23 protein-coding genes are annotated in these 22,408 nt (G+C 68.0%); 4 read left to right on the top strand and 19 right to left on the bottom strand.

The window, feature by feature from the left end; genetic code table 11:
- Positions 1-17: 17 nt before the first annotated feature.
- Positions 18-2,144, bottom strand: a complete 2,127-nt coding sequence (locus tag DFR41_RS20385) for a 3-hydroxyacyl-CoA dehydrogenase NAD-binding domain-containing protein (protein WP_114804078.1) — start codon at positions 2,142-2,144, stop codon at positions 18-20.
- A gap of 122 nt (positions 2,145-2,266) precedes the next feature.
- On the opposite strand from DFR41_RS20385, the gene DFR41_RS20380 reads away from it, so the two are divergent.
- Entirely contained in the window at positions 2,267-3,169 is a 903-nt protein-coding gene (locus tag DFR41_RS20380; protein ID WP_114804077.1) for a LysR family transcriptional regulator, read from the top strand.
- A 22-nt stretch (positions 3,170-3,191) separates the two neighbouring features.
- On the opposite strand, the gene DFR41_RS20375 is transcribed toward DFR41_RS20380, so the two are convergent.
- The 3 genes from DFR41_RS20375 to DFR41_RS20365 all read right to left on the bottom strand — a co-directional run bounded on the left by DFR41_RS20375 (position 3,192) and on the right by DFR41_RS20365 (position 6,122).
- A complete protein-coding gene (locus DFR41_RS20375) occupies positions 3,192-3,533 on the bottom strand; it encodes a hypothetical protein (RefSeq protein ID WP_043114793.1) in 342 nt (113 codons plus the stop codon).
- A 20-nt stretch (positions 3,534-3,553) separates the two neighbouring features.
- Complete coding sequence (rlmB, locus tag DFR41_RS20370; RefSeq protein WP_043114789.1) at positions 3,554-4,315, bottom strand: 23S rRNA (guanosine(2251)-2'-O)-methyltransferase RlmB; 762 nt, start codon at positions 4,313-4,315, stop codon at positions 3,554-3,556.
- A gap of 160 nt (positions 4,316-4,475) precedes the next feature.
- Positions 4,476-6,122 carry an FAD-dependent monooxygenase gene (locus tag DFR41_RS20365; protein ID WP_017760935.1) on the bottom strand — a complete coding sequence of 549 codons (1,647 nt, stop codon included), beginning with the start codon at positions 6,120-6,122 and terminating at the stop codon, positions 4,476-4,478.
- Positions 6,123-6,221: 99 nt separating this feature from the next.
- On the opposite strand from DFR41_RS20365, the gene DFR41_RS20360 reads away from it, so the two are divergent.
- Both DFR41_RS20360 and DFR41_RS20355 read left to right on the top strand, forming a co-directional pair.
- Positions 6,222-7,121 (top strand): LysR family transcriptional regulator, encoded by a 900-nt coding sequence (locus DFR41_RS20360; protein ID WP_114804076.1) that lies wholly within the window; start codon positions 6,222-6,224, stop codon positions 7,119-7,121.
- Between the two features lie 168 nt (positions 7,122-7,289).
- Positions 7,290-8,261, top strand: a complete 972-nt coding sequence (locus tag DFR41_RS20355) for a tripartite tricarboxylate transporter substrate binding protein (protein ID WP_114804075.1) — start codon at positions 7,290-7,292, stop codon at positions 8,259-8,261.
- A 107-nt stretch (positions 8,262-8,368) separates the two neighbouring features.
- On the opposite strand, the gene fghA is transcribed toward DFR41_RS20355, so the two are convergent.
- The 4 genes from fghA to DFR41_RS20335 all read right to left on the bottom strand — a co-directional run bounded on the left by fghA (position 8,369) and on the right by DFR41_RS20335 (position 11,452).
- A complete protein-coding gene (gene fghA, locus DFR41_RS20350; RefSeq protein ID WP_114804074.1) occupies positions 8,369-9,205 on the bottom strand; it encodes an S-formylglutathione hydrolase in 837 nt (278 codons plus the stop codon).
- Positions 9,206-9,218: 13 nt separating this feature from the next.
- Positions 9,219-10,331, bottom strand: coding sequence for an S-(hydroxymethyl)glutathione dehydrogenase/class III alcohol dehydrogenase (locus tag DFR41_RS20345; protein ID WP_114804073.1), 1,113 nt, complete (start codon positions 10,329-10,331; stop codon positions 9,219-9,221).
- A gap of 46 nt (positions 10,332-10,377) precedes the next feature.
- Positions 10,378-10,653, bottom strand: a complete 276-nt coding sequence (locus DFR41_RS20340; protein ID WP_017760930.1) for a metal/formaldehyde-sensitive transcriptional repressor — start codon at positions 10,651-10,653, stop codon at positions 10,378-10,380.
- Between the two features lie 88 nt (positions 10,654-10,741).
- A complete protein-coding gene (locus DFR41_RS20335; RefSeq protein WP_017760929.1) occupies positions 10,742-11,452 on the bottom strand; it encodes an ABC transporter ATP-binding protein in 711 nt (236 codons plus the stop codon).
- 21 nt (positions 11,453-11,473) lie between these two features.
- Here DFR41_RS20335 and DFR41_RS20330 point away from each other — a divergent pair, with 21 nt between their 5' ends.
- Positions 11,474-12,127, top strand: a complete 654-nt coding sequence (locus tag DFR41_RS20330) for an arylesterase (protein WP_043114795.1) — start codon at positions 11,474-11,476, stop codon at positions 12,125-12,127.
- Positions 12,128-12,155: 28 nt separating this feature from the next.
- Here DFR41_RS20330 and DFR41_RS20325 read toward each other — a convergent pair whose 3' ends face one another.
- From DFR41_RS20325 to der, 11 genes are all read right to left on the bottom strand, one after another.
- Positions 12,156-12,359, bottom strand: coding sequence for a hypothetical protein (locus DFR41_RS20325; RefSeq protein ID WP_043114791.1), 204 nt, complete (start codon positions 12,357-12,359; stop codon positions 12,156-12,158).
- A 131-nt stretch (positions 12,360-12,490) separates the two neighbouring features.
- Positions 12,491-13,684, bottom strand: a complete 1,194-nt coding sequence (locus DFR41_RS20320) for a PLP-dependent transferase (protein ID WP_114804072.1) — start codon at positions 13,682-13,684, stop codon at positions 12,491-12,493.
- Positions 13,685-13,705: 21 nt separating this feature from the next.
- The gene (locus DFR41_RS20315; protein WP_017760720.1) at positions 13,706-14,230 is read right to left on the bottom strand and encodes a phosphoribosyltransferase; all 525 of its coding nucleotides are present in this window, start codon (positions 14,228-14,230) and stop codon (positions 13,706-13,708) included.
- Positions 14,231-14,252: 22 nt separating this feature from the next.
- Positions 14,253-15,584 carry an adenylosuccinate synthase gene (locus tag DFR41_RS20310; RefSeq protein WP_043114796.1) on the bottom strand — a complete coding sequence of 444 codons (1,332 nt, stop codon included), beginning with the start codon at positions 15,582-15,584 and terminating at the stop codon, positions 14,253-14,255.
- A 15-nt stretch (positions 15,585-15,599) separates the two neighbouring features.
- A complete protein-coding gene (locus tag DFR41_RS20305) occupies positions 15,600-16,760 on the bottom strand; it encodes an ATP phosphoribosyltransferase regulatory subunit (RefSeq protein WP_017760718.1) in 1,161 nt (386 codons plus the stop codon).
- A 119-nt stretch (positions 16,761-16,879) separates the two neighbouring features.
- Positions 16,880-17,068, bottom strand: coding sequence for a DUF2065 domain-containing protein (locus DFR41_RS20300; RefSeq protein WP_017760717.1), 189 nt, complete (start codon positions 17,066-17,068; stop codon positions 16,880-16,882).
- Entirely contained in the window at positions 17,068-17,967 is a 900-nt protein-coding gene (gene hflC, locus DFR41_RS20295) for a protease modulator HflC (protein WP_017760716.1), read from the bottom strand. The genes DFR41_RS20300 and hflC overlap by 1 nt, the downstream gene beginning before the upstream one ends.
- Positions 17,968-17,986: 19 nt before the next feature.
- On the bottom strand, positions 17,987-19,318 hold the full coding sequence (hflK, locus tag DFR41_RS20290) for an FtsH protease activity modulator HflK (protein WP_017760715.1): 1,332 nt from the start codon (positions 19,316-19,318) through the stop codon (positions 17,987-17,989).
- Positions 19,319-19,394: 76 nt separating this feature from the next.
- Positions 19,395-20,579, bottom strand: a complete 1,185-nt coding sequence (hflX, locus tag DFR41_RS20285) for a GTPase HflX (RefSeq protein ID WP_052383652.1) — start codon at positions 20,577-20,579, stop codon at positions 19,395-19,397.
- A gap of 40 nt (positions 20,580-20,619) precedes the next feature.
- Positions 20,620-20,862 carry an RNA chaperone Hfq gene (hfq, locus tag DFR41_RS20280; protein WP_017760713.1) on the bottom strand — a complete coding sequence of 81 codons (243 nt, stop codon included), beginning with the start codon at positions 20,860-20,862 and terminating at the stop codon, positions 20,620-20,622.
- 134 nt (positions 20,863-20,996) lie between these two features.
- A complete protein-coding gene (gene der, locus DFR41_RS20275; RefSeq protein ID WP_017760712.1) occupies positions 20,997-22,346 on the bottom strand; it encodes a ribosome biogenesis GTPase Der in 1,350 nt (449 codons plus the stop codon).
- Positions 22,347-22,408: the final 62 nt, after the last annotated feature.

Raw genomic sequence — 22,408 nt, 5'->3', positions numbered from 1 at the left:
GAACGGAGAAAGGCGGCTCAGCGCGCCTGGTTCAGACTCGAAAAGTCGCGGCCCTCGGCCACCAGTTTCTCCAGCAGCGGCGCCGGCTTCCAGAAGAGCGGGTCTTCCTTGGCAAAGGTCCGGATGTCGTCGAGCACCTTCGGCAGGCCAACCATGTCGGCGTACTTCATCGGACCGCCGCGAAAGCGCGGAAAGCCATAGCCGTACAGGAAGGTCACGTCCACGTCCAGCGGCCGCAGCGCGATGCCCTCCTCGACCACCTTGGCGCCCTCGTTGACCATGGCGGCCATGTAGCGGCGCATGATCTCCTCGGGCGTGAACTTCCGCGGCGTGATGCCCTTCTTCTGCCGCTCGGCGTCGACGATGGCCAGCACTTCCGGGTCGGGCTGGCCGGTGCGGGCACCCTCGGGGTACAGGTAGAAGCCGCGGCCAGTCTTCTGGCCGAACCAGCCGCGTTCGCACACGCGGTCGGCCACTTCCACATAGCGGGCCTTGGGGTCGCGCGTGGCAGCGCGGCGCTTGCGCGTGGCCCAGCCGATGTCGCCGCCCGCCAGGTCGGTCACCTGGAAGGGGCCCATCGGGTAGCCGAAGCCGCGCACCGCCTCGTCGATCTCGTAGGGGCTGGCGCCGTCTTCCATGATGTAGTCGGCGGCCTGCTTGTAGACGGCCAGGATGCGGTTGCCGATGAAGCCGTCGCACACGCCGGCGCGCACCGGCACTTTCTTCATCTTCTTGGCCAGCGCGAAGGCGGTGGAGACCACGTCGGCGCTGACCTTGGCCGGCACCACGATCTCCAGCAGCTTCATGATGTTGGCCGGGCTGAAGAAGTGCAGGCCGATGACGTCCTGCGGCCGCGAGACGCTGGCGGCGATGGCGTCGATGTCCAGGTACGAGGTGTTGGTGGCCAGCACGGCGCCGGGCTTGCAGACGCGGTCCAGTTCCTTGAAGACGGCCTTCTTGACCTCGATGTCCTCGAACACGGCCTCGATGACCAGGTCCACATCGGCGAAGGCTGCGTAGTCGGTGCTGCCGCTGAAGCGGGCCATGACGGCCGTCTTGGCCTCGGGCGTCATGCGGCCCTTCTTGATCAGGCCGTCGTAGACCTTCTCGACGTTGGCCTGGCCGCGGGCGATGGACCCATCGTCGCGCTCGACCATCACCACCGGCAGGCCGGCGTCCAGCGCCGACACGGCGATGCCCGCGCCCATGGTGCCGCCGCCGACAATGCCCACCTTGTCCAGCTTGCGCGGCTGCGCGGCCTGGGCCTCGGGCACCTTGACCACTTCACGCTCGGCGAAGAAGGCATGGATCAGGCCGGCGCGCTGCGGGCTGTCGATGCAGGCCATGAAGGCCTGGCGCTCCAGCGTCATGGCTTCGTCGAAGGGCTTGTCGAGCGCGATCTGAACGGCCTCGACGATCTTGTGCGGCGAGAACAGGTTCTTCGACTTCTTGGCCGTGTCGGCGCGGGCCGCGTCGATGGCGGCCTGGGCCGCAATGCGATCTGCCAGGCCCTGCGCATCGCGGGTGCGGCGCACCGAGGCGTCGGCGGCCAGCAGGGCCTGCGCGTAAGCCAGGCCTGCAGCCACGGCGTCGTCACCGTCGGCCAGGCGGTCCACCAGACCCAGGGACAGGGCTTCCTTGGCCTTCACATGGCGGCCGCTGAGCATCAGCTCCAGGGCGGCTTCAGCGCCAATGAGGCGAGGCGCCCGCACCGTGCCGCCGGCACCGGGCATCAGGCCCAGTTGCACCTCGGGCAGGCCCAGCTTGGCATCGGCCAGGGCCACACGGTAGTGGGCGGCCATGGCGACTTCCAGGCCGCCGCCCAGGGCTGCGCCGCGCAGGGCGGCGACCACCGGCTTGCTGCAGGCCTCGATGCGGTTGCAGACCTCCGGCAGCGAGGGTGGCTGCGGCGTCTGGCCGAACTCGCGGATGTCGGCCCCGGCGATGAAGTTGGCGCCCTGGCCCACGATCAGCACCGCCTTCACGCGCGGCTCGGCGTCCGCGGCCTCGATGGCGGCCAACAGACCGCGCCGCACCGCGGCCGAGAGCGCGTTGACGGGCGGGTTGTCGACGGTGATCTGCAGGATCTCGCCCTGGATCTGGTGGCGGACGGCGTCGGCGGGCGTGGCGGGGATCGATGTCATGAGGCAGCTGTCTCCGGGAAAGGCACAAGCCGGCATTGCGCCGGCACCTGCGCATTCTTGTCCCGCTCGCCCTGGATGACAATCCGCCGCTTGCTTGACAGACTGTCAAATGGGATTTGACGATGGACCTGAACATGCTCTCCCTGCTGGTGGAGATCATCGAAGCCGGCAACCTGAGCGAGGCCGCCCGGCGCCTGCGCATGAGCCGCGCCAACGTGAGCTACCGGCTGGCCCAGTTCGAACGCACGCTGGGCCAGCAACTGCTGCGCCGCACCACCCGCCGCATCGAGCCCACCGAGATCGGCCAGCGGCTCTACGAGCACGGCCGCGCCATCCGCGACGAACTGCTGGCGGCCCGCGAATCGGTGCAGATGCTGGGCCAGAGCCTGCAGGGCCGCATCCGGCTGTCAGTGCCCAGCGGCTACGGCCAGCAGGTGATGGCCGCCTGGCTGATCGACTTCAAGCGGCAGTACCCCGGCATCGTGCTGGACGTGGTGTTCGAGAACCGGGTGGAAGACCTGCTGCAGGGCGAGGTGGACATCGCCGTGCGCGTGATGTCCGAGCCGCCGCAGAACTTGGTGGCGCGCGACCTGGGCCGAGTGCGCTACGTGGCCTGCGCCTCGCCCGCCTATGCGCAGGCCCATGGCCTGCCGCAGTCGCTGGAAGCGCTGCGCCAGTCACCGCTGATCACGGCCATGGTGATCGGCCGCCAGCTGCGGGTGGCAGCCTACCTGGGCGCCGAGCGGCACGAGGTGCTGCTGGAGCCGACGCTGATCTCGGAGAACTTCGAATTCCTGCGCCAGGCCATCGAGGCCGGCCTGGGCGTGGGCATCGTGCCCGACTACGTGGTGCGCAACGCCGTGGACCGCGGCGAGGTGCTGACCACGCTGGACGAATGGCGCCTGTCCATCTTCGGCAACCACATGTACATGCTCTACATGCCCAACCGCCACCACACCCGGGCGACGACGGTGTTCATCGACTTCCTGCTCGAACGCGTGAAGGGGACGGGCCGGCGCCGATGAACCGGCCCGTCAGGTCCACGAATCAGAGCCCTTCGGGCCGCATGGGAATGTCGCCCATGGCTTCGTCGTTGCGCACGTCGCCGGCCACCTTGAGCGTGTCGATGGACAGGCCGTCGCCCCGGCCGGCGAAGCCCTGGGCGATGCCCTCGAGCGCCGAAGCCAGTGGCTGGTTGCCGTCTTCACGCGCATTCATGCTGATGTTGAGCACGCGGGCTGCCATCTGGCGGTAGCTGACGACACCGTTGCGCTCCAGCAGCGCCACCAGGTCGAGGTACAGCGCCAGGTTGAGGTCGAACGCCAGCTTGGCGGACGGCTCGAAACCGGCACCACCCGGCAGGTTGTCGTTGTCGTTGTTGTCGTTCATGGCTTCTTGCTCTTTCTTCATCAGGATGCGGCCGCCGCTTGGCGCTGGCGCATGGCCTCGTACAGGCAGACGCCGCTGGCCACGGACACGTTCAGGCTCTCGACCGCGCCAGACATGGGAATGCTCACCAGCTCATCGCAGGTCTTGCGGGTGAGCTGGCGCATGCCGGCGCCCTCGGCGCCCAGCACCAGGGCCGTCGGGCGGCGCATGTCGCATTGGTAGAGGGTGCCGGGCGCGTCGTCGCTGGTGCCCACCACCCAGATGTCGCGCTCCTTCAGTTCGTTGAGCGTGCGCGCCAGGTTGGTCACCATGAAGTAGGGCACCGTCTCGGCGGCACCGCTGGCCACCTTGGCCACCGTGGCATTGATGCCGGCGGCATGGTCCTTGGGCGCGATCACGGCCTGGGCACCGGCACCGTCGGCCACGCGAAGGCAGGCGCCCAGGTTGTGCGGATCGGTCACGCCGTCCAGCACCAGCAGCAGCGGCACGGTGCCCGCGGCGTCGAGCTGATCAAGCAGCTCGTCGAGGGAATGGGTCTGGGCGACAGGCTCGACGCGGGCGGCAACGCCCTGGTGCCCATGGCCGCCGGTCAGGCGGGCCAGCCGCACGCCGTCGGCTTCGATGAGACGTACGCCGCTTTCCTGGGCGCGGGCGATGAACTGCTTCATGCGGGCATCGCGCCGCGTGGGATCGAACAGCACCTCGAGGACGGAACCCGGCGAGGTCTTCAGCCGCACGCCCACGGCGTGGAAGCCGAAGATCACTTTGGGGGAGGAAGACATATCGCGCGGGATTATCGGCGGGCACCGGCTGCCCGCCCTCCTCCGCATGCCCGGGCCTTGTCGGCCGGCGCCGCATGGCCCTGACGGCCGAGGGCGCGGCCTCCGTGCCTTGCGCAGTGCGCGCCACGCCACGCCGCCGCACGGCGGCTGCGCGCGTCGCTCAGGCGGCGATGGCCCTGCTGCTGCCCTTGACCGTGTCCATCACCTGCTGCGCCTGTGCGGGGCTGGCGAGGCCATCGCCCGCCCAGGCCACGAACTGGTCCGGCCGAACCAGCACGAGCGCGGCGCCATAACGCTGGCGTTCGCCGTCCGCGGTGTCGCGCACCACGCTCAGGGGCACCTTCACCGCCGCCGCCGCCTCGACCAGGGCCGCCACGTCTGCATCGCTGGCGCCGAAGGCCAGCAGCGTGTAGCCCTCGCCCAGCGCCTCGAACACATTGCGGCCGTCGCCCAGGCCGGCCGGCGCCAGGTGATGGCCCGCGCGGGCCAGGAAGCTGTGGCTGCCCACCGCGCTGCTTGGACCGGCCTGGGCACTGGGGGCGTGTAGCACGAGCGGAGATCCTTCGTAATGGGGCTCGAAGGACTGCACCTCGCCCACCGCGCCGCTGCTGCGCGCGTTCCACGCCTGCTCGAAGGCAGCCGGGTCGCGGGCCGGATCGTGGGCACGCAGGAAGTCGCGGTCGATCTCGATGGAGCGGGCGATGAAGTCGCGCGAGGTGGAGGCGAACACCGGCCGCCGCTCCGCATCGTAGGAATCGAGCAGCGCCTCGCCGCCCCAGCCCTGCAGCGTGGCAGCGAGCTTCCAGCCCAGGTTGCGCGCATCCTCGAAGCCGGTGTTGACGCCATAGCCGCCATAGGGCGGATGGCTGTGGGCCGCGTCGCCGGCGATGAACACCGGGCCGGCGCGGTAGCGGTCGGCGATGGCGAAGCGCAGGTCCCAGAAGCCGATGTGCTGGAAATCCACCTCGAACTCGGCGCCGACCGCCTCGTGCAGGTAGCGCTTGAAGTCGAAGTTGTCACGGGTGGTGCCGGGCGGCACCGGCGCGTGGAAGAACCAGGTGCTGCCCAGGTCGACGCGGCCGAAGAACTTCCAGTAGCCGTCCAGCTCGGGCTGCAGCACGTTGTAGTAGGACTTGCCGGGGTAGCGCGAGAGCAGCTGGTGCAGGCCTTCGGAGCGGAAGACCAGCAGCACCATCATGCGGTCGTGGTCCGACAGCGTCTGCGTGATGCCGGCCTGGGCGCGCACCCTGGAGCGGCTGCCATCGCAGCCCACCAGGTAGCGGCCTTCGATGACGCGACGGCCCTCGCCGCCCGTCTCGGTCACCTCGGCGTACACGGTGTCGTTGTCCACGCGCACGTCCTCGGCCGTCCAGCCGTAGAGCACGCGCACGGCGGGCAGTTGGGCGGCGCGGGCGCGCAGCACCGCCTCGGTGGCGTACTGCGGCAGGCGTTCGTTGGCGGTGAAGTAGTAGGGCCGCACCAGTTCGCGCTGCAGCCAGTCGTAGTGGTAGGGGCTCAGCAGCGTGCCGTGCGCCGTCAGACCGCCGATGCCGTATTCGGGCGGAATGGTGCGGGCGGCACGCAGGGCGGCTTCGGCGCCCCAGAAATGGAAATGCTCCATCGTGCGCTGCGTCAGGTTCTGGCCCTTGGGGATGGGCTGCGGCTCGCGGTGGCGCTCCACCAGCGTGCAGTGGATGCCGCGCTGGCCCAGCTCGATGGCCAGGCCGATGCCCACCGGGCCGCCGCCGACGATGACGACCTGCGTCTTTTCGTGCGGAATGCCGGTGCTTGCGTTGTCTGCGGTCATGGTGTGCGGTCTCGATGTCGTGTAGGCGATGGCGGTATTGGGCCGCAGCCCTAGGCATCAGGCAAGTTTAGGTATGACATGCACTCATAAAATCGGCATATGAACCTGACCATGCGGCAGATCCGCGCCTTCCTGAGCGTCGCCCAGGCCGGCAGCTTCACCCGAGCGGCCGAGCGGGTGCACATGACCCAGGCCGGCCTCAGCATCCTGGTGCGCGAGGTCGAGAAGCAGCTGGGTGCACGGCTGTTCGACCGCACCACGCGCGCCGTGCAGCTGACCGAGGCAGGCCGGCGCTTCGCCGCCGTGGCGGAGAACGTGCTGCAGCAGCTGGACGATGCCGGCACCGAGGTCGGCGCCCTGGGCCAGCGCACGCGGCAGCAGCTGCGCATCGCAGCGACACCACTGGTGTCCTCGCACCTGTTGCCGCAGATGCTCGCGCGCTTCAGCCAGGCCCAGCCCGAGGTGCGCATCCAGCTCATGGACAGCGACCTGCAGGGCGTGCAGTCGCTGGTGGAGTCGGGCGCGGCCGACATCGGCCTGGGCTTCTTCTTCAAGGTGAGCGCGGGTCTGGTGCGGCGGCAGATCGCCGAATTCGCGCTGATGAAGGTCTCGCCCGCCGACGAGGCACCCGCCGCCCTGGGCCGCAGCACCTGGACCTCCCTGCGCGGCACGCGGCTGATCACCCTGCCGACGGAGAACCCGATCCAGCGCAGCATCGACACCCACCTTCACCGCCTGGGCATCGTGCCCGAAGAGACGCAGCCGGTGAGCTTCATCGCCACGATGATTTCCATGGTGGAGGCCGGCTTCGGCAGCGCCGTCATCCCCACCTTCGCCGTCGCCGCCTGCCGGCGCCACCGCGTGGCCATGGAGGTGCTGGGCAGCCCGCAGCTCAAGCTGGGCTTCTACCGCGTGTCACGACGCGGCGCGGCGCAGACAGCAGCGATGCAGGCCTTCGACGAAGTGCTGGTCGAGCTGCTGCCGACGATGTCGCGCTGAAGCCGCCGCGCGTGCCGCCGCATTCATTGCGGCAGCTAATCAATGCATGTGATTCCTGAATTTCACTTCATGGCCGACCGCTGGCCCAATAACACGGGTGCCCAGCCGCCGCCTTGCGCTGGCGCAACCTGAGATTCGAACGCCGCGAGCTGCGGCAGGAGTGGAGACATGAAGACGACGAAGTGGATGCGCTGGCTGCCCCTGGTGGCCGCCGCGATGACGGCCGCCGCCCCCGCCTGGGCCTGGCCCGACCGGCCCATCACGCTGGTGGTGCCCTACACGCCAGGCACGGGCATCGACATCGTGGCCCGCCAGCTGTCGGCCCGCCTGCCCAAGACCCTGGGCCAGCCGGTGGTGGTGGACAACGTGCCCGGCGCCAGCGGCAACATCGGCAGCGAGCGCGTGGCCCGCGCCGCGCCCGATGGCTACACGCTGCTGGTGCAGGTCAACACCCTGGTGATGAACAAGAGCCTGTACAAGTCGCTGCCCTACGACCCCGTCAACGACTTCGCGCCCGTGGCCCTCACATCGTGGGGCACGCTGCTGCTGGTGACCAACCCGCAGGTGCAGAGGGCGCACACGGCCGCCGAACTGGTCGCCCAGGCCAAGGCCAAGCCTGGCCAGCTCACCTACGGCACGCCCGGCGTGGGCACGCCGCACCATCTGTCGATGGCGCTGCTGACGCAGACCTCGGGCGTCGACATGCTGCATGTGCCCTACAAGGGCACGGCCGGTGCCGTGACCGACCTGCTGGGCGGCCGGCTCGACGCCATGTTCCTGCCGGTGCATGTGGCCCTTCCGCACATCAAGGCCGGCAAGCTGCAGGCCCTGGCCGTCGGCAGCGACAAGCGCGTGCCGCAACTGCCGCAGACGCCCACGCTGGCCGAGGCCGGCCTCAAGATGGGCAGCGTGGACATGTGGTACGGTGTGCTAGCGCCTAAGGGCACGCCGCAGCCGGTCATCGAGCGCCTCAACCGCGAGATCGCCGACGTGCTCAAGCAGCCCGAGGTGGCAACCATCTTCGAGGCGCAGGGCATGGTGCCGGCGCATTCGACGCCCGCCGAGTTCGGCAAGCTGATCGCCAAGGACGCGACGCGCTGGGCCGAGGTGGTGCGCACCGGGAACATCACTGCCGAGTAGGCGCGGGTGGAACTGCGGGCAGCGCTGTGGCACGGCAGCCGCCTCACGCAGCCGCCTGACGCAGAGGCTCGCCGAACGGCGCCATCCGCCAGCCCGCAGGCGCCCGATCAGTCGTCCTTGAGCGCCTTGGCGTGGTGTGCCACGTGGTCGCCGATGAAGCTGGCGACGAAGTAGTAGCTGTGGTCGTAGCCCGGCTGCAGGCGCAGCGTGAGCGGATGGCCCGCAGCGTCGCAAGCCTTCTGCAGCAGCTCGGGCTTCAGTTGCCCGGCCAGGAATTCATCGCCCTCGCCCTGGTCCACCAGCAGAGGCAGGCGCTCGGTGGCGGTGCCGATCAGCTCGACCGCGTCATGGGCTGCCCATTCGCCACGGTCCTCGCCCAGGTAAGCCGCGAAGGCCTTCTGGCCCCAGGGCACCTGTGTCGGCGCCACGATGGGCGAAAAGGCCGACACGCTCGCATAGCGGCCCGGATGGCGCAGCGCCAGCGTCAGCGCGCCATGGCCGCCCATCGAATGGCCAAAGATGCCGCGCCGCGCGGTGGTGGCGAAGTGCTGCTCCACCAACGCAGGCAGCTCCTGCACCACATAGTCCTCCATGCGGAAATGCGGCGCCCAGGGCGCCTGCGTGGCATTGAGGTAGAAGCCCGCGCCCTGCCCCAGGTCGTAGGCCGGGTCGTTGGCGATCACCTCGCCGCGCGGGCTGGTGTCGGGCGCCACCAGGATCAGCCCGTGCTGCGCCGCATGCTGCTGCGCGCCCGCCTTGGTGATGAAGTTCTGCTCGCTGCAGGTCAGGCCCGACAGCCAGTACAGCACCGGGCAGGCCTCGCCGGCCAGCGCTGCCGGTGGCAGGTAGACGCCCAGCTTCATCTCGCAGCCCAGCACTTTAGAAGCGTGCTTCCACACCTCCTGGCGGCCGCCGAAGCTGGCATGTTGTTCGACGCGTTCCATTGGGGTCGCGCGCTCAGGCGTAGTGCACGACGGAGCGGATCGACTTGCCTTCGTGCATCAGATCGAAGGCCTCGTTGATGTCCGTGAGCGGCATGGTGTGCGTGACGAAGGGCTCCAGCTGGATGCGGCCCGCCATCGCGTCCTCCACCATGCCCGGCAGCTGCGAGCGGCCCTTGACGCCGCCGAAGGCCGTGCCCAGCCACTTGCGGCCGGTGACCAGCTGGAAGGGCCGGGTCGAGATCTCCTGCCCCGCGCCCGCCACGCCGATGATCACCGACTGGCCCCAGCCGCGGTGCGCGCATTCCAGCGCAGCACGCATCACGTTGACGTTGCCGATGCACTCGAAGCTGTGGTCCACGCCCCAGGTCGTCATCTCGACGATCACCTGCTGGATCGGCTTGTCGAAGTCCTTGGGGTTGATGCAGTCGGTGGCGCCAAAGGTCCTGGCCAGTTCGAACTTGGAGGGGTTGGTGTCGATGGCGATGATGCGGCCGGCCTTGGCCAGCTTGGCGCCCTGGATCACCGCCAGGCCGATGCCGCCCAGGCCGAAGACGGCGACCGAATCGCCTTCCTGCACCTTGGCCGTGTTCTTGACGGCGCCCAGGCCCGTGGTCACGCCGCAGCCCAGCAGACACACCTGCTCGGGGTTGGCATCGGGGCTGATCTTGGCCAGCGACACCTCGGCCACCACGGTGTACTCGCTGAAGGTCGAGCAGCCCATGTAGTGGTAGACCGGCTGGCCGTTGTAGCTGAAGCGGGTAGTGCCGTCGGGCATCACGCCCTTACCCTGGGTGGCGCGCACGGCCACGCACAGGTTGGTCTTGCCGCTCTTGCAGAACAGGCACTCGCCGCATTCGGCGGTGTAGAGCGGAATGACGTGGTCGCCCGGCTTGACGCTGGTCACGCCCTCGCCCACCTCGACCACGATGCCCGCGCCTTCATGGCCCAGCACGGCCGGGAACAGGCCTTCCGGATCGTCGCCGCTCAGCGTGAACGCGTCGGTGTGGCAGACGCCCGTGTGGGTGATCTTGACCAGCACCTCGCCCTTCTTCGGCGGGGCCACGTCGAGCTCGACGATCTGCAGGGGTTCTCCGGCCTTGAAGGCAACGGCGGCGCGGGATTTCATGGTCGGTTCTCCTGATGAATGGATGGGTAGGGAAACGAAGGAGGCGTCAGCGCAGGTAGCTGCGCACGATGCGCATCACCTGCTCGATCTCTGCCTGGGCATCGGCCGGCTTTTCGCCGGCGGCGCCGAAGGTTTCGCGAAGGTGGCTGTCGAGCACCTCGGCCATCAGGCCCGTGGCGGCGCCCCGCAGCGCCGACAGCTGCTGCAGCAGCGCGCCGCAGTCGGTGCCGGCCTCCACCGCGCGCTCCAGCGCCTCGGTCTGGCCCCGGATGCGGCGCAGGCGGGTGATGACGCGCTTCTTCTCTTCGGCGGAATGGGGCAAGGGCGCTCCTTCGATACTCCCTGGGAGTATAGGAGCGGGACGGGGTGGCGTCGAGCGGTAGCGCGCTGAATGCCCGCCGGCGGCGCGCTCAGGCGGCCATCGGCGCGGGCGTCGATTCGTCCTGCGCGACCCGGCCGGCGGCGATGGTGATGCGCCGCTCGCAGCGTTGCGCAATGGCGCGGTCGTGCGTCACCAGCAGCAGCGTCGTGCCCAGCTCGCGGTTGAGGTCGAACATCAGTTGCATCACCTGCTCGCCGGTGGCGAAATCCAGGCTGCCCGTGGGCTCGTCGGCCAGCAGCAGCCGGGGCTGCACGACGAAGGCGCGGGCCAACGCCACCCGCTGCTGCTCACCGCCGGACAGCAGCTTGGGATAGTGGCGCAGGCGCTGCCCCAGTCCGACGCGACCCAGCATCTCGGTGGCGGCGGCGCGGGCATCGCTGCGACCGGCCAGTTCGAGCGGCAGCATCACGTTCTCAAGCGCCGTCAGGTTGCCCAGCAACTGGAAGCTCTGGAACACGAAGCCGACCTGGCGTGCACGCAGGGCCGCGCGGTCGTCCTCGTCCACCACGAAGAGGTCCTCGCCCGCCAGCCTGACCGTGCCGCGGGTGGGAACGTCCAGCCCCGCGATGATCGACAGCAACGTACTCTTGCCGGAGCCCGACGCGCCCACGATGGCGGCGGTCTCCCGCGCGCCGAGGGTGAAATGGATGTCTTGCAGAATGTCCAGCGTGCCTGTGGAATCGGCGACGGACTTGTAGACGTGTTCGACGGCGACGATGGCTTCCACGGTGTTGGACATGAATTGGAAAGGACTCGCGTGCTGATTCGACGTCACTTTATCCTGCGCACCGCGCTGGCCCTGTCGGCGGCGGGCCCGTGGGGTCTTTCGGCCCTGGCGCAGCCGGCGCCAGCCAAGACACCCGTGATCCTGGTGGTCGGCGATTCACTGTCGGCCGAGTACGGCCTCAAGCGCGGCGAAGGCTGGGTGGCGCTGATGGAGAAGCGGCTCGCCGAGCAGAAGATCGCCGCCAAGGTCATCAACGCCAGCATCAGCGGCGACACGACCTCCGGCGGCCGGGCGAGATTGCCCGCCCTGCTGGCCCAGCACAAGCCCACGCACGTCATCCTGGAACTGGGCGCCAACGACGCCCTGCGGGGCCTGCCGCTGGCGTCGACCGAGGACAACCTGATGCAGATGGCCAAGGCCAGCCAGGCGGCCGGTGCCAAGGTGCTGGTGGTGGGGATACAGGTGCCGCCCAACTACGGGACGGACTACACGCGCCGCTTCGGTGAGATCTTCGGCCGCGTGGGAAAGGCGACCCAGTCCGACGTGGTGCCCTTCCTGCTGAAGAACGTGGCGGACGGGCCGGACGCGGCTTCGATGTTCCAGGCGGACCGAATTCATCCGCTGGCCATCGCGCATCCGCGCATTCTCGAGAACGTCTGGCCCGCCATGCGCAAGATACTGCGCTGAAGGGGGCGGGCCTGGGTGACGGGGGAGCTCAGCCGTCCTTGGTGGGTGTCTCGGGCACCGTCGGCGCATCGTGCTCCAGCGACGCGACGTCCGTCTCGGGGTCGCCGGGTGCAAGGCCCGGGCTGCTCGGGGGAATCTTGCGCTCCGCCTTGGCCCGCAGCTTCTCTTCCTTCTTCTGCTTCTTGGCCAGTTCCCGCTGTCTTTTCTCGTAACCGTAATTGGGTGTGGCCACGCGCACGCCTCCTTGTCGATGCCGCCGCCCCGGGGCTCGGGGCAGCCTCCGCCCCAATGTAAGCGATATCGCAGGACGTGCCTACGGCGCGCCGGGCGCGGGCGAGTCCGGCGCGGAAGCCGAGGCCGCGCTCAGAGCCGGGCGAGCGCCTGCGCCAGGTCGGCCTGCAGGTCCTCCACTCGCTCCAGCCCCACCGAGAAGCGCACCAGCGTGCCCTTGTGCGGCCAGCGGCTGACCGACGGATCGCGCATCAGGCCGATGTCGTAGGGCACGACAAGGCTGATGGGTCCGCCCCACGAGTAGCCCAGCTTGAACAGCTTCAGGCTGTCGCAGAAGCGGTCGATGGCCTCGACGGCAAAACGGCCGTCGAAGACCACCGAGAAGAGTCCGGCCGCCAGGTCGCTGGCGCCGCACAGCGTCTGCCAGTGCGCATGGCCGGGCGAGCCAGGCAGCGCAGGATGCAGCACCTGCGCGATCTCTTCGCGTTCGCCCAGCCAAGTCGCCAGCGTCCGTGCTGCGCGGTCGTGCGCGGCATAGCGCAGGTTCACGCTGGGCAGCGCCCGCAGCAGCGTCTCGGCATCGTTGGCACCGACACCGATGCCCAAGCGCATGTGCGTGAGTTTGAGTTTGAGGTGCAGGGCCTCGTCACGCGTGACCACGCTGCCCATCAGCACATCGCCGCCGCCGCTCGGGTACTTGGTGAGCGCGTGGACGGAGATGTCCACACCCTGCCCGTCGCCCACGAGGTCGAAGGGATTGAAGGCCAGGCCGGCGCCCCAGGTGTTGTCCAGCGCGCTGACCACGCCGCGCGCGCGGCACGCGGCCACCAGCGAAGGCAGGTCGGGAAACTCCATCGTGACCGAGCCCGGGGCCTCGATCCACACCAGCCGCGTGCGCTCCGAGAGCTTCGCAGCCAGATCGGCCGGGTCCATCGCGTCATAAAGGCGGTGCGTGATGCCGTAGTTGGCCAGTTCGCCCGTGGCCAGGGCCTTGTTGGGGCCGTAGGCGTTGTCGGGGATCAGCACCTCATCGCCACGACCGAGCAGCGACAACGCCACCAGCGAGATGGCGGCCAGCCCACTGGGCGCCAGCAGGCACTGGCTGCCGCCTTCGAGGGCGGCCAGCCGTTCTTCGAGCAGGAAGGTGGTGGGGGTGCCGTGCAGGCCGTAGGTGTAGCCTGCCTTGCTCTTCCAGTCGCGCGCGCGCATGGCAGCGACGCTGGGGAAGAAGACCGTCGAGGCCTTGAAGATGCCCGGCTGTGGGGCCTCGAAACTCGACGGAGGAAGGTAAGGGTGATGGATCAGGTCGGTGGCAGATGCGCTCATGCCACCGATGCTAGCCCCTCTTCAGACGGACCACTTCTTGAGCAGCTTCTCCGGTCGCATCGTGTCGTAGCCCTCGAAGGGCTGGTGGATCCAGGGATTGGTCTCCAGGTACTCCACCGAGTAGTCGGGCGTGAACACCGACAGCTGCTTGGTCCAGAGCACCGCGCTGCGCAGCTCGGTGATGGGGGCGTACTTGGTGCGCAGCAGTTCCACCACGGCCTGCAGCGTGTGGCCGGAATCGGCCAGGTCGTCCACCAGCAGCACGCGGCCGGCGATCTCGCCCTTGGGTGTGGTGATGTAGTGGGCGATGTCCAGGTGGCCCTGGATGGTGCCGCCCTCGGAGCGGTACGAGCTGGTGGACATGATGGCCAGCGGCTTGTCGAAGATGCGCGACAGCACATCGCCGGGCCGCATGCCGCCGCGGGCCAGGCACAGGATGTTGTCGAACTCCCAGCCGGACTGGTGGATCTTGAGCGCGAGCTTCTCGATGAGGTTGTGGTACTCGTCGTAGCTGACGTACAGGTGCTTTCCGTCTTCGGTCAACATGGGTCGTGGGCTCCGGGCGGGTTCAATCGGCGAGGTAGGGGTGGCGCATCATGATCGTGTGGTCACGATCCGGGCTGGTCGAGATCATGGCGATGGGCACGCCCGTCACCTGCTCGATGCGCTGCAGGTACAGCCGGGCATTGACCGGCAGCTTGTCGTACTGCGTCACGCCCACGGTGCTGTCCGACCAGCCTTCCATCGTCTCGTAGACCGGCACGCAACGCTCGATCTCGTCGGCACCCAGCGGCAGGATGTCGATGTGCTCGCCGTCCAGTTCATAGCCGGTGCACAGCTTGAGTTCCTCAATGCCGTCCAGCACGTCCAGCTTGGTGATGCACAGGCCCGACAGGCCATTGACCTGGGCCGAGCGCTTGAGCAGCGCGGCGTCGAACCAGCCGCAGCGGCGCGAGCGGCCGGTGGTCACGCCCTTCTCGGCGCCCACGGTCGAGAGGTGGTAGCCCACGGTGCCAGGCTTCTCCCAGTCCAACTCGGTGGGGAACGGGCCGCCGCCCACGCGGGTGCAGTAGGCCTTGGTGATGCCGAGCACGTAGTGCAGCATGCCCGGGCCGACGCCCGAGCCCGCCGCAGCGTTGCCGGCCACGCAGTTGCTCGAGGTGACGTACGGATAGGTGCCGTGGTCCACGTCCAGCAGCGTGCCCTGCGCGCCTTCGAACAGCAGGTTGGCGCCGTTGCGGTGGGCCTCGTTCAGTTCTCGCGACACGTCGGCGATCATGGGCTTGAGCACCTCGGCATGCTTCATCGCCTCGCTGTAGACAGCATCGAAGTCGATGGGCTCGGCACCCAGCACCTGCGTCAGCACATGGTTGTGCAGGTCGAGCAGCACGCGCAGCTTCTGCGCGAAGCGCTCGGGGTGCTTCAAGTCCTGCACGCGCAGCGCGCGCCGGGCGATCTTGTCTTCGTAGGCCGGGCCGATGCCGCGGCCGGTGGTCCCGATCTTCTCGATGCCGCCCTTTTCGCGATAAGCCTCGCGCGCCACGTCCAGCGCGGCGTGGAAGGGCAGGATCAGCGGGCAGGCCTCGGACACGCGCAGGCGCGAACGCACCTCCACCCCCGCCTTCTCCAGCCCTTCGATCTCTTCGAACAGCTTGGCGCACGACAGCACCACGCCGTTGCCGATGTAGCAGGTCACGCCCGGCCGCATGATGCCGCTTGGGATGAGGTGAAGCGCCGTCTTGACGCCGTTGATGACCAGCGTGTGGCCCGCGTTGTGGCCGCCCTGGAAGCGCACCACGCCTTGTGCGCTTTCCGTCAGCCAATCGACCAGCTTGCCCTTGCCCTCGTCGCCCCACTGGGTGCCGACGACGACCACGTTACGTCCGGTTGTCACGCTCATGAATGTTCTCGTTGATCAGATGGCTTGCACTTCCCACCGGCCACCGACGCAGTTCAGCGTACGGTCGCAGTGGAATTCGTCGATTTCGCTCTCATGGCCCGGCAACACGCAGACCACCGTCTCGCCACCGGCGCGCAGCGCCGCGATGGCACTGCGCAGGCCGGCGTCGGTGTCGCTCCAGGGTGCACGGATGGCCGCGCGTAGCGGTGGCCGCGGCACCACAGCCACCAGGCTGCGCACATCCAGGCTGAAGCCCACGGCTGGCCGGTTGCGGCCGAAGACCGCACCCACCTCGTCATAACGGCCGCCCCGCGCCAGCGAGTCGTTGGCGCCGTCAGCGTAGATCGCAAACCGGGCACCGCTGTAGTAGGCATAGCCCTGAAGGTCGGCCAGGTCGAAGCTCACGCGGGTGGTCCCCAGTTCGGCCAATTGGGCCGACAGCCAGCGCAGGCCCGACACGGCCGACAGGGCGTCAGGGAAGGCGGCCAGGACGCGCTCGGCTTCGTCCAGCACCTGGCGATCACCATACAGTTCGGGCAGGACCCGCAGCGCGTCGCGCACAGGCGCCGGGAATCCGCGTGTGAGTTCGGCCAGCGTGCTCGCGTCCTTGGCGGCCAGGGCCGCGTGCACGCGCTCCAGGATGTCGCGGGGCGCCTGGGCGCCGGCCAGCAAGGCACGCACGACGCGCACGTCCGCCAGATCCACGAGCGCATCGCGCACATCCGCCGCACGCAGCGTGGCAAGGGCGAGTTCGAGTGCTTCGAGGTCTGCCTCGCGGCCGGCGTGGCCGTAGATCTCGGCACCGAACTGCAGCGGCTCGCGGGTGGCATTGGGACCATCGGGCCGCGCATGCAGCACGGGCCCGCAGTAGCACAAGCGTGCCACGCCCTGGCGATTGAGCAGGTGCGCATCGATGCGGGCGACCTGCGGCGTGGTGTCGGCACGCAGGCCCATGCTGCGGCCGGAGAGCTGGTCGACGAGCTTGAAGGTCTGCAGGTCCAGCGCCTCGCCGGTGCCCGAGAGCAGCGATTCCAGATGCTCGATGAGCGGCGGCATCACCAGCTCGTAGCCGTAGCTGCGGGCGGTGTCGAGGAGTTGTCGTCGGAGTTCTTCGATGTGGCGCGCCTCGGAAGGCAGCACATCGGCAATGTGATCCGGGAGGACCCAGGCGGACATGGCGTGTAGGCCGTGGTTAAAACGGGATTCTAACGGCCCTCGACAACGCCCCGGAGACGGCCGCGGCGGGCCGTCGCCTCAAGGACGCACGTGGAAGGCCTTCGGCAAGACGAAGGCGTTCACCTCGCCAGCCAGAAGAACAGCAGGCCGACGGCCACGCTGCACAGGGCGAAGAAGCGCAACTGGCCGTCGCGCAGCTGGAGCAGCTGGCTGAACGCACGGCGCCATCCACCCGGCGAGAGCAGCGGAAACAGCCCCTCGATCACCAGCACGAGCGCCAGCGCCTGCCAGAGGCTGTCGCCGCTCATCAGCGCTGGTTCGACGTCGTGCTGCCGCTGCTGCGCATCGCGCGGAAGAAGTCGGTGGAAGCCGGATCCACCACCAGCACGTCGCTCTTCTTGTTGAAGCTCTGCTTGTAGGCTTCGAGGCTGCGGTAGAACTGCGCGAACTGCGGATCGCGCCCGAACGCATCGGCATAGGCGGAAGCCGCCTGTGCATCGCCCTCGCCCTTGATCTTCTGGGCGTCGCGGTAGGCGTTGGCCACCGTGACCTCGCGCTGACGGTCAGCGTCGGCGCGGATCTTTTCGCCCTCGGCCTGGCCGGTCGAACGCAGCTCGTTGGCCACGCGCTTGCGTTCGGCCTCCATGCGGCGATAGACCGACTCGGTGATCGCCTCGACGTAGTCGATGCGCGTCACCCGCACGTCGACGATGTCGATGCCCCAGGCATTGCCGCCCTGCACCACGCTCAACACCTCGCGACGGACGTCGTTCATCACGTCCTCACGACGCGCAGAGATCAGGTCGCGCACGGTACGTTTGTTGATGTTCTCCTGGAAGGCATTGCGCACCACGCGGTTGAGCTGCACGGCACCCGCGCTCTCGTCCAGCCCCACATTGCGGATGTAGGCCGACGGGTCGACGATTCGCCAGCGCACGTACCAGTCGATCACCACTCGCTGCTTCTCGGCCGTCAGCATGGGCTCGGTGTCCATGCTGGAGAGCGTCAACAGGCGCTTGTCGATGTACGACACGTTCTGCACCGGCGGCGGCAGCTTGAACTTGAGGCCCGGCTCGGTGATGACTTCCTTGATCTGGCCCAACTGATAGACGACGCCGAACTGGCGCTGGTCGACCACGAAAAGCATGGAGCTGGCGAGCACCAGCAGGATGAGCAGCGAAGCGCCGATGAATCCGATTCTGTTCATGTTCTTGTTCTCCCCGGTTTCAGCGGACGTCGCGTTCGCGCGAACGAGCGTCGCGGGCGCGCGAGTCGCCCGAGGGCGCGACCGGGATGGCCGAGGATTGCGGGGCGGCGGTGCCAGCCACCGCAGGCGGTGCGCCGTCGGCCGGCGCGGCCGTGTTCTGCGATCCGCTCTGCTGCATCAACTTGTCCAGCGGCAGATACAGCAGGTTCGAGCCCTGGCGGCTTTCGACCAGCACCTTGCTGGTGTTGGCATAGATCTGCTGCATGGTGTCGGTGTACATGCGGTCACGCGTGACCTGCGGCGCCTTCTGGTATTCGGCCAGCACCTGGCCGAAGCGTTGCGCATCACCCTGGGCCTGCGCTGCCACACGGGCTTTGTACGCCTCGGCTTCTTCCTTCAGGCGCGAAGCCGTACCCACGGCACGCGGCACCACGTCATTGGCATAGGCCTGGGCTTCGTTCTTCGCGCGCTCGCGTTCCTGGCCGGCTTTGAGCACATCGTCGAACGCTGCCTGCACCTGCTCGGGCGGACGCACGCCGCCCTGCTGCAGGTTGATGCCGACGACTTCCACGCCCACTTTGTAGCGGTCGAGGATGGTCTGCATCAGCTGGCGCACCCGCGGCGAGATCTGGTCGCGCTCCTCGGCGAGGGCAGCGTCCATCTTCATCTTGCCCACGACCTCGCGCACGGCGGTCTCGGCCACCTGCACCACGGTCTCGGACGGGCTCTTGCTTTCGAACAGCCAGGCCCGTGCGTCGGACAGGCGGTACTGCACGGCGAACTTGATCTCGACGATGTTCTCGTCCTCGGTCAGCATGGCCGACTCGCGCAACCCGGTCGAACGCACGATGGCGTCACGACCGACGTCGGCCGAACGGATCTGCGTGACCACCACGATCTCGTGGCGCTGGATCGGATACGGAAGGCGCCAGTTGAAGCCGGCCCCGACGGTCTGCTTGTAGCGGCCGAACTGGGTGATCACCGCCTGCTGGCCTTCGTTGACGATGAAGAAGCCGGTGCCCAGCCAGATCAGCAACGCGACGCCGATGACGGCACCGATGCCGAAGCCCGCATTCTTCATGTCGGGCTTGCCGCCGCCGAAATTGGGCGGACGCGGACCCCCGCCATTGCCGCCGCGCCCACCGAACAGGCCGCCGAGCTTGCGATTGAAGTCGCGCCAGAGTTCGTCGAGATCCGGCGGCCCCTGATTGGGCCCCGGATTCCTCGGACGGGGGTTGGAAGGCGGCACGGGCGGCTCGCCCTCGGGCCGGCTCGTGGACGGGCGGTCGCCCTCGGAGGAGGACGACGCATCGTCGCCCCGACCCCAACGGCCATCGTTCAGGTTGAACATTCCCTGAACCCGTCTCCACACAGGCATTGACTTCATTCGGTGATTAGGTGTGATTGGCGCGGGCTATTGTGCCCAATCAGTGGTCGGCACTCTGCAATTCGGACTGCGACCATGGGGTGATCGCGGCCGCTTCGGCACGCTGGGCCAGCGCCTCGCGCAGCGCGGGCAGGCCTTCGCCCGTGCGGGCACTCACGAAGAGGCGCGGGACGGCCTGGCCGTCCAGTTCCATCTCGTCGGCGAGCTTGAGCGGACGCCGCTCGTGGGGCAATGCATCAAGCTTGTTGAAGACCAGCAGTTGCGGTACGTCGGTCGCGCCGATGTCGGCGAGCACCTGCTGCACTTCTGCGATCTGCTCTGGATGGTGAGGATTGGCCGCATCCACCACGTGCAACAGCAAGTCGGCATCCACCGCCTCCTGCAGCGTGGCCTTGAAAGCATCCACCAGGCCGTGCGGCAGTTCGCGAATGAAGCCGACCGTGTCGGAGATCGACACGCGCCGGCCGACGTCACCGAGGTAGAGGTGGCGGGTGGTGGTGTCCAGCGTGGCAAAGAGCTGGTCGGCCGCATAGGCACGCGCCTTGACCAGCGCGTTGAACAACGAGGACTTGCCGGCGTTCGTGTAGCCGACCAGCGAAATGTTGAAGGTGTCGCGCCGCTCGCGCTGACGACGCTGCGTACCGCGCTGCTTCTGCACCTTGGCGAGGCGCTCGCGCGTTCGCTTGATCGACGAATCGATCATCCGGCGGTCGAGTTCGATCTGCTTTTCGCCCGGGCCGCCGCGCACACCGGCACCGCCGGTCTGGCGCTCCAGGTGGGACCAGCGCCGCACGAGGCGCGTGCTGAGGTATTGCAGGCGGGCCAGCTCGACCTGCAGCTTGCCTTCATGGCTGCGCGCACGCTGCGCGAAGATCTCGAGGATGAGGAAGGTGCGGTCGTAGACGGCGACGCCCAGTTCGCGTTCGAGGTTGCGTTGCTGCGCCGGCGACAAGGCCTGATCGAAGATCACCTCGCTCGCACGGTGCATCAGCGTGAGTTCTCGGATCTCTTCCGCCTTGCCGCTGCCGACGAAGAGTGCGGCATCGGGCGCCTTGCGCTTGCAGCTCAGGCGGGCAACAGGGTCGAGCCCGGCGGTCTGGGCAAGAAGGCCGAGTTCTTCGAGCTCGCCGTCAAAATGGGGAAGGCCAAAGTCGACGCCGACCAGAACGGCCGCGCCTTCTTGGCGAGGAATGGATTCAGACAAATGCAGGGGAGTCTGATGCATGGTGGACGGGTTGACGGTTTGCCAACCCGTCCCATGCCGCTCAGGCGCTGGCGTCGCTCTCGGTGACCGAGAAGTTGACGGCCCGGCCGGGCACGATGGTCGAGATGGCGTGCTTGTAGACCATTTGCGTCACCGTGTTGCGAAGCAGCACGACGTACTGGTCGAAAGACTCGATCTGGCCCTGCAGCTTGATGCCGTTGACCAGGTAGATCGAGACAGGAACATGCTCGCGGCGCAGCGTGTTCAGGAACGGGTCTTGTAGAAGTTGCCCTTTGTTGCTCACGATATTCTCCGTGTTCAGAAGAAGAGTTGTTGGACCGGGCACCTTAACACAGGGTTTCCGCACTGCAGCATTCGCGTGCGAAAGCCGTCGTAAAAAGAGCGGCTACTGCCCGGAGGGGACGCCATGATGACGGATCACGATCCGTCCTTGTCGGCATAGGGGTTATGCGAAGTCTTGAACTCGATGCGCAGCGGCGTGCCGATCAGGTCGAACTCCTTGCGGAAGCGCGTCTCCAGGAATCGGCGATAGCTGTCGCTCACATGTTCCAGCGAATTCCCGTGGATGACGATCACCGGGGGATTCATGCCGCCCTGGTGCGCATAGCGCAGCTTGGGCCGGTACATGCCGCTCTTCTTTGGCGCCTGGAACTGCACCGACTCCAGCAGCACGCGCGTGAGCACGGGCGTCGCCATCTTGCGTGTGGCGGAACGGTGGGCCTGGATGATCGACTGCCACACCGGCCCCACGCCCAGCCGCTTCTTCGCCGAGATGAAATGCAGTGCCGCGAACTTGAGAAACGGCAGCCGGTTCTCGATCTGCCGCTGCAGCTGCTCGCGCTGGTAGCTGTCGACGGCGTCCCACTTGTTGACGGCGATGACGACGGCCCGTCCCGCTTCGAGGATGAAGCCGGCGATGTGCGCGTCCTGGTCGGTGACGCCCTGCGTGGCATCGATCAGCAGCAGCACGACGTTGGCCGACTCGATGGCCTGCAGCGTCTTGACCACCGAGAACTTCTCGATGGCCTCGAACACGCGCCCCTTGCGGCGCAGACCGGCGGTATCGATCAGCTCGAAGCGCTGCCCATTGCGCTCCAGCGGCACCGAGATGGCGTCGCGCGTGGTGCCCGGCATGTCGAAGGCCACCAGTCGCTCTTCGCCCAGCCAGGTGTTGATCAGCGTCGATTTGCCCACATTGGGGCGACCGGCCACCGCCAGACGGATGGGACGCACGCCCTCCCCGTCCTGCGCATCGGCGTCGTCCTCCTCGACGGGCGGCAGCATGTCGAGGGCCAGATCGACCAGCGTGCGCACGCCCTGGCCGTGTGCCGACGAGACGGCATGCACGTCTCCGAGCCCCAATTCGTAGAACTCGGCCAGGCGTCCGCTGTCCTTCATGCCCTCGGCCTTGTTGGCAGCGAGGACGCAGGGCTTGCCGAGCCGGCGCAGTTCGCCGGCGATGTCGTGATCCTGGGCCGACAGGCCCTCGCGCGCGTCCACGACGAAGACGATCACATCGGCCTCGGCCACGGCCTGCCGCGTCTGCTTGGCCATCTCCTGGTAGATGCCGCTGCCGGCATCGGGCTCGAAGCCGCCGGTGTCGATGACGATGAACTCGCGCGGCCCCGCCCGGCCACTGCCGTAGTGCCGGTCACGGGTCAGGCCGGCAAAGTCGGCCACGATGGCGTCGCGCGTGCCCGTCAGGCGGTTGAACAGGGTCGACTTGCCGACGTTGGGGCGCCCTACGAGCGCGAGAACCGGCTTCATGCAAACCTTCGTTCAGAGCGGATCATTGAAAAAACGGCCGGCAGGCGCCGGCCATGCGGGAA

Origin of the sequence: Pseudacidovorax intermedius (assembly GCF_003350475.1) — a bacterium.
Lineage (GTDB): Bacteria > Pseudomonadota > Gammaproteobacteria > Burkholderiales > Burkholderiaceae_C > Xenophilus > Xenophilus intermedius.
Note: the sequence above shows the minus strand (reverse complement) of the source record. Positions and strands in the feature narration are given on the sequence as shown.

Excerpts from the sequence above, each read along its gene's own strand:
- DFR41_RS20385 (WP_114804078.1), bottom strand. The coding sequence starts at position 2,144 with ATGACATCGATCCCCGCCACGCCCGCCGACGCCGTCCGCCACCAGATC.
- DFR41_RS20380 (WP_114804077.1), top strand. The coding sequence starts at position 2,267 with ATGGACCTGAACATGCTCTCCCTGCTGGTGGAGATCATCGAAGCCGGC.
- DFR41_RS20375 (WP_043114793.1), bottom strand. The coding sequence starts at position 3,533 with ATGAACGACAACAACGACAACGACAACCTGCCGGGTGGTGCCGGTTTC.
- rlmB (WP_043114789.1), bottom strand. The coding sequence starts at position 4,315 with ATGTCTTCCTCCCCCAAAGTGATCTTCGGCTTCCACGCCGTGGGCGTG.
- DFR41_RS20365 (WP_017760935.1), bottom strand. The coding sequence starts at position 6,122 with ATGACCGCAGACAACGCAAGCACCGGCATTCCGCACGAAAAGACGCAG.
- DFR41_RS20360 (WP_114804076.1), top strand. The coding sequence starts at position 6,222 with ATGAACCTGACCATGCGGCAGATCCGCGCCTTCCTGAGCGTCGCCCAG.
- DFR41_RS20355 (WP_114804075.1), top strand. The coding sequence starts at position 7,290 with ATGAAGACGACGAAGTGGATGCGCTGGCTGCCCCTGGTGGCCGCCGCG.
- fghA (WP_114804074.1), bottom strand. The coding sequence starts at position 9,205 with ATGGAACGCGTCGAACAACATGCCAGCTTCGGCGGCCGCCAGGAGGTG.
- DFR41_RS20345 (WP_114804073.1), bottom strand. The coding sequence starts at position 10,331 with ATGAAATCCCGCGCCGCCGTTGCCTTCAAGGCCGGAGAACCCCTGCAG.
- DFR41_RS20335 (WP_017760929.1), bottom strand. The coding sequence starts at position 11,452 with ATGTCCAACACCGTGGAAGCCATCGTCGCCGTCGAACACGTCTACAAG.
- DFR41_RS20320 (WP_114804072.1), bottom strand. The coding sequence starts at position 13,684 with ATGAGCGCATCTGCCACCGACCTGATCCATCACCCTTACCTTCCTCCG.
- DFR41_RS20315 (WP_017760720.1), bottom strand. The coding sequence starts at position 14,230 with ATGTTGACCGAAGACGGAAAGCACCTGTACGTCAGCTACGACGAGTAC.
- DFR41_RS20310 (WP_043114796.1), bottom strand. The coding sequence starts at position 15,584 with ATGAGCGTGACAACCGGACGTAACGTGGTCGTCGTCGGCACCCAGTGG.
- DFR41_RS20305 (WP_017760718.1), bottom strand. The coding sequence starts at position 16,760 with ATGTCCGCCTGGGTCCTCCCGGATCACATTGCCGATGTGCTGCCTTCC.
- DFR41_RS20300 (WP_017760717.1), bottom strand. The coding sequence starts at position 17,068 with ATGAGCGGCGACAGCCTCTGGCAGGCGCTGGCGCTCGTGCTGGTGATC.
- hflC (WP_017760716.1), bottom strand. The coding sequence starts at position 17,967 with ATGAACAGAATCGGATTCATCGGCGCTTCGCTGCTCATCCTGCTGGTG.
- hflK (WP_017760715.1), bottom strand. The coding sequence starts at position 19,318 with ATGTTCAACCTGAACGATGGCCGTTGGGGTCGGGGCGACGATGCGTCG.
- hflX (WP_052383652.1), bottom strand. The coding sequence starts at position 20,579 with ATGCATCAGACTCCCCTGCATTTGTCTGAATCCATTCCTCGCCAAGAA.
- der (WP_017760712.1), bottom strand. The coding sequence starts at position 22,346 with ATGAAGCCGGTTCTCGCGCTCGTAGGGCGCCCCAACGTCGGCAAGTCG.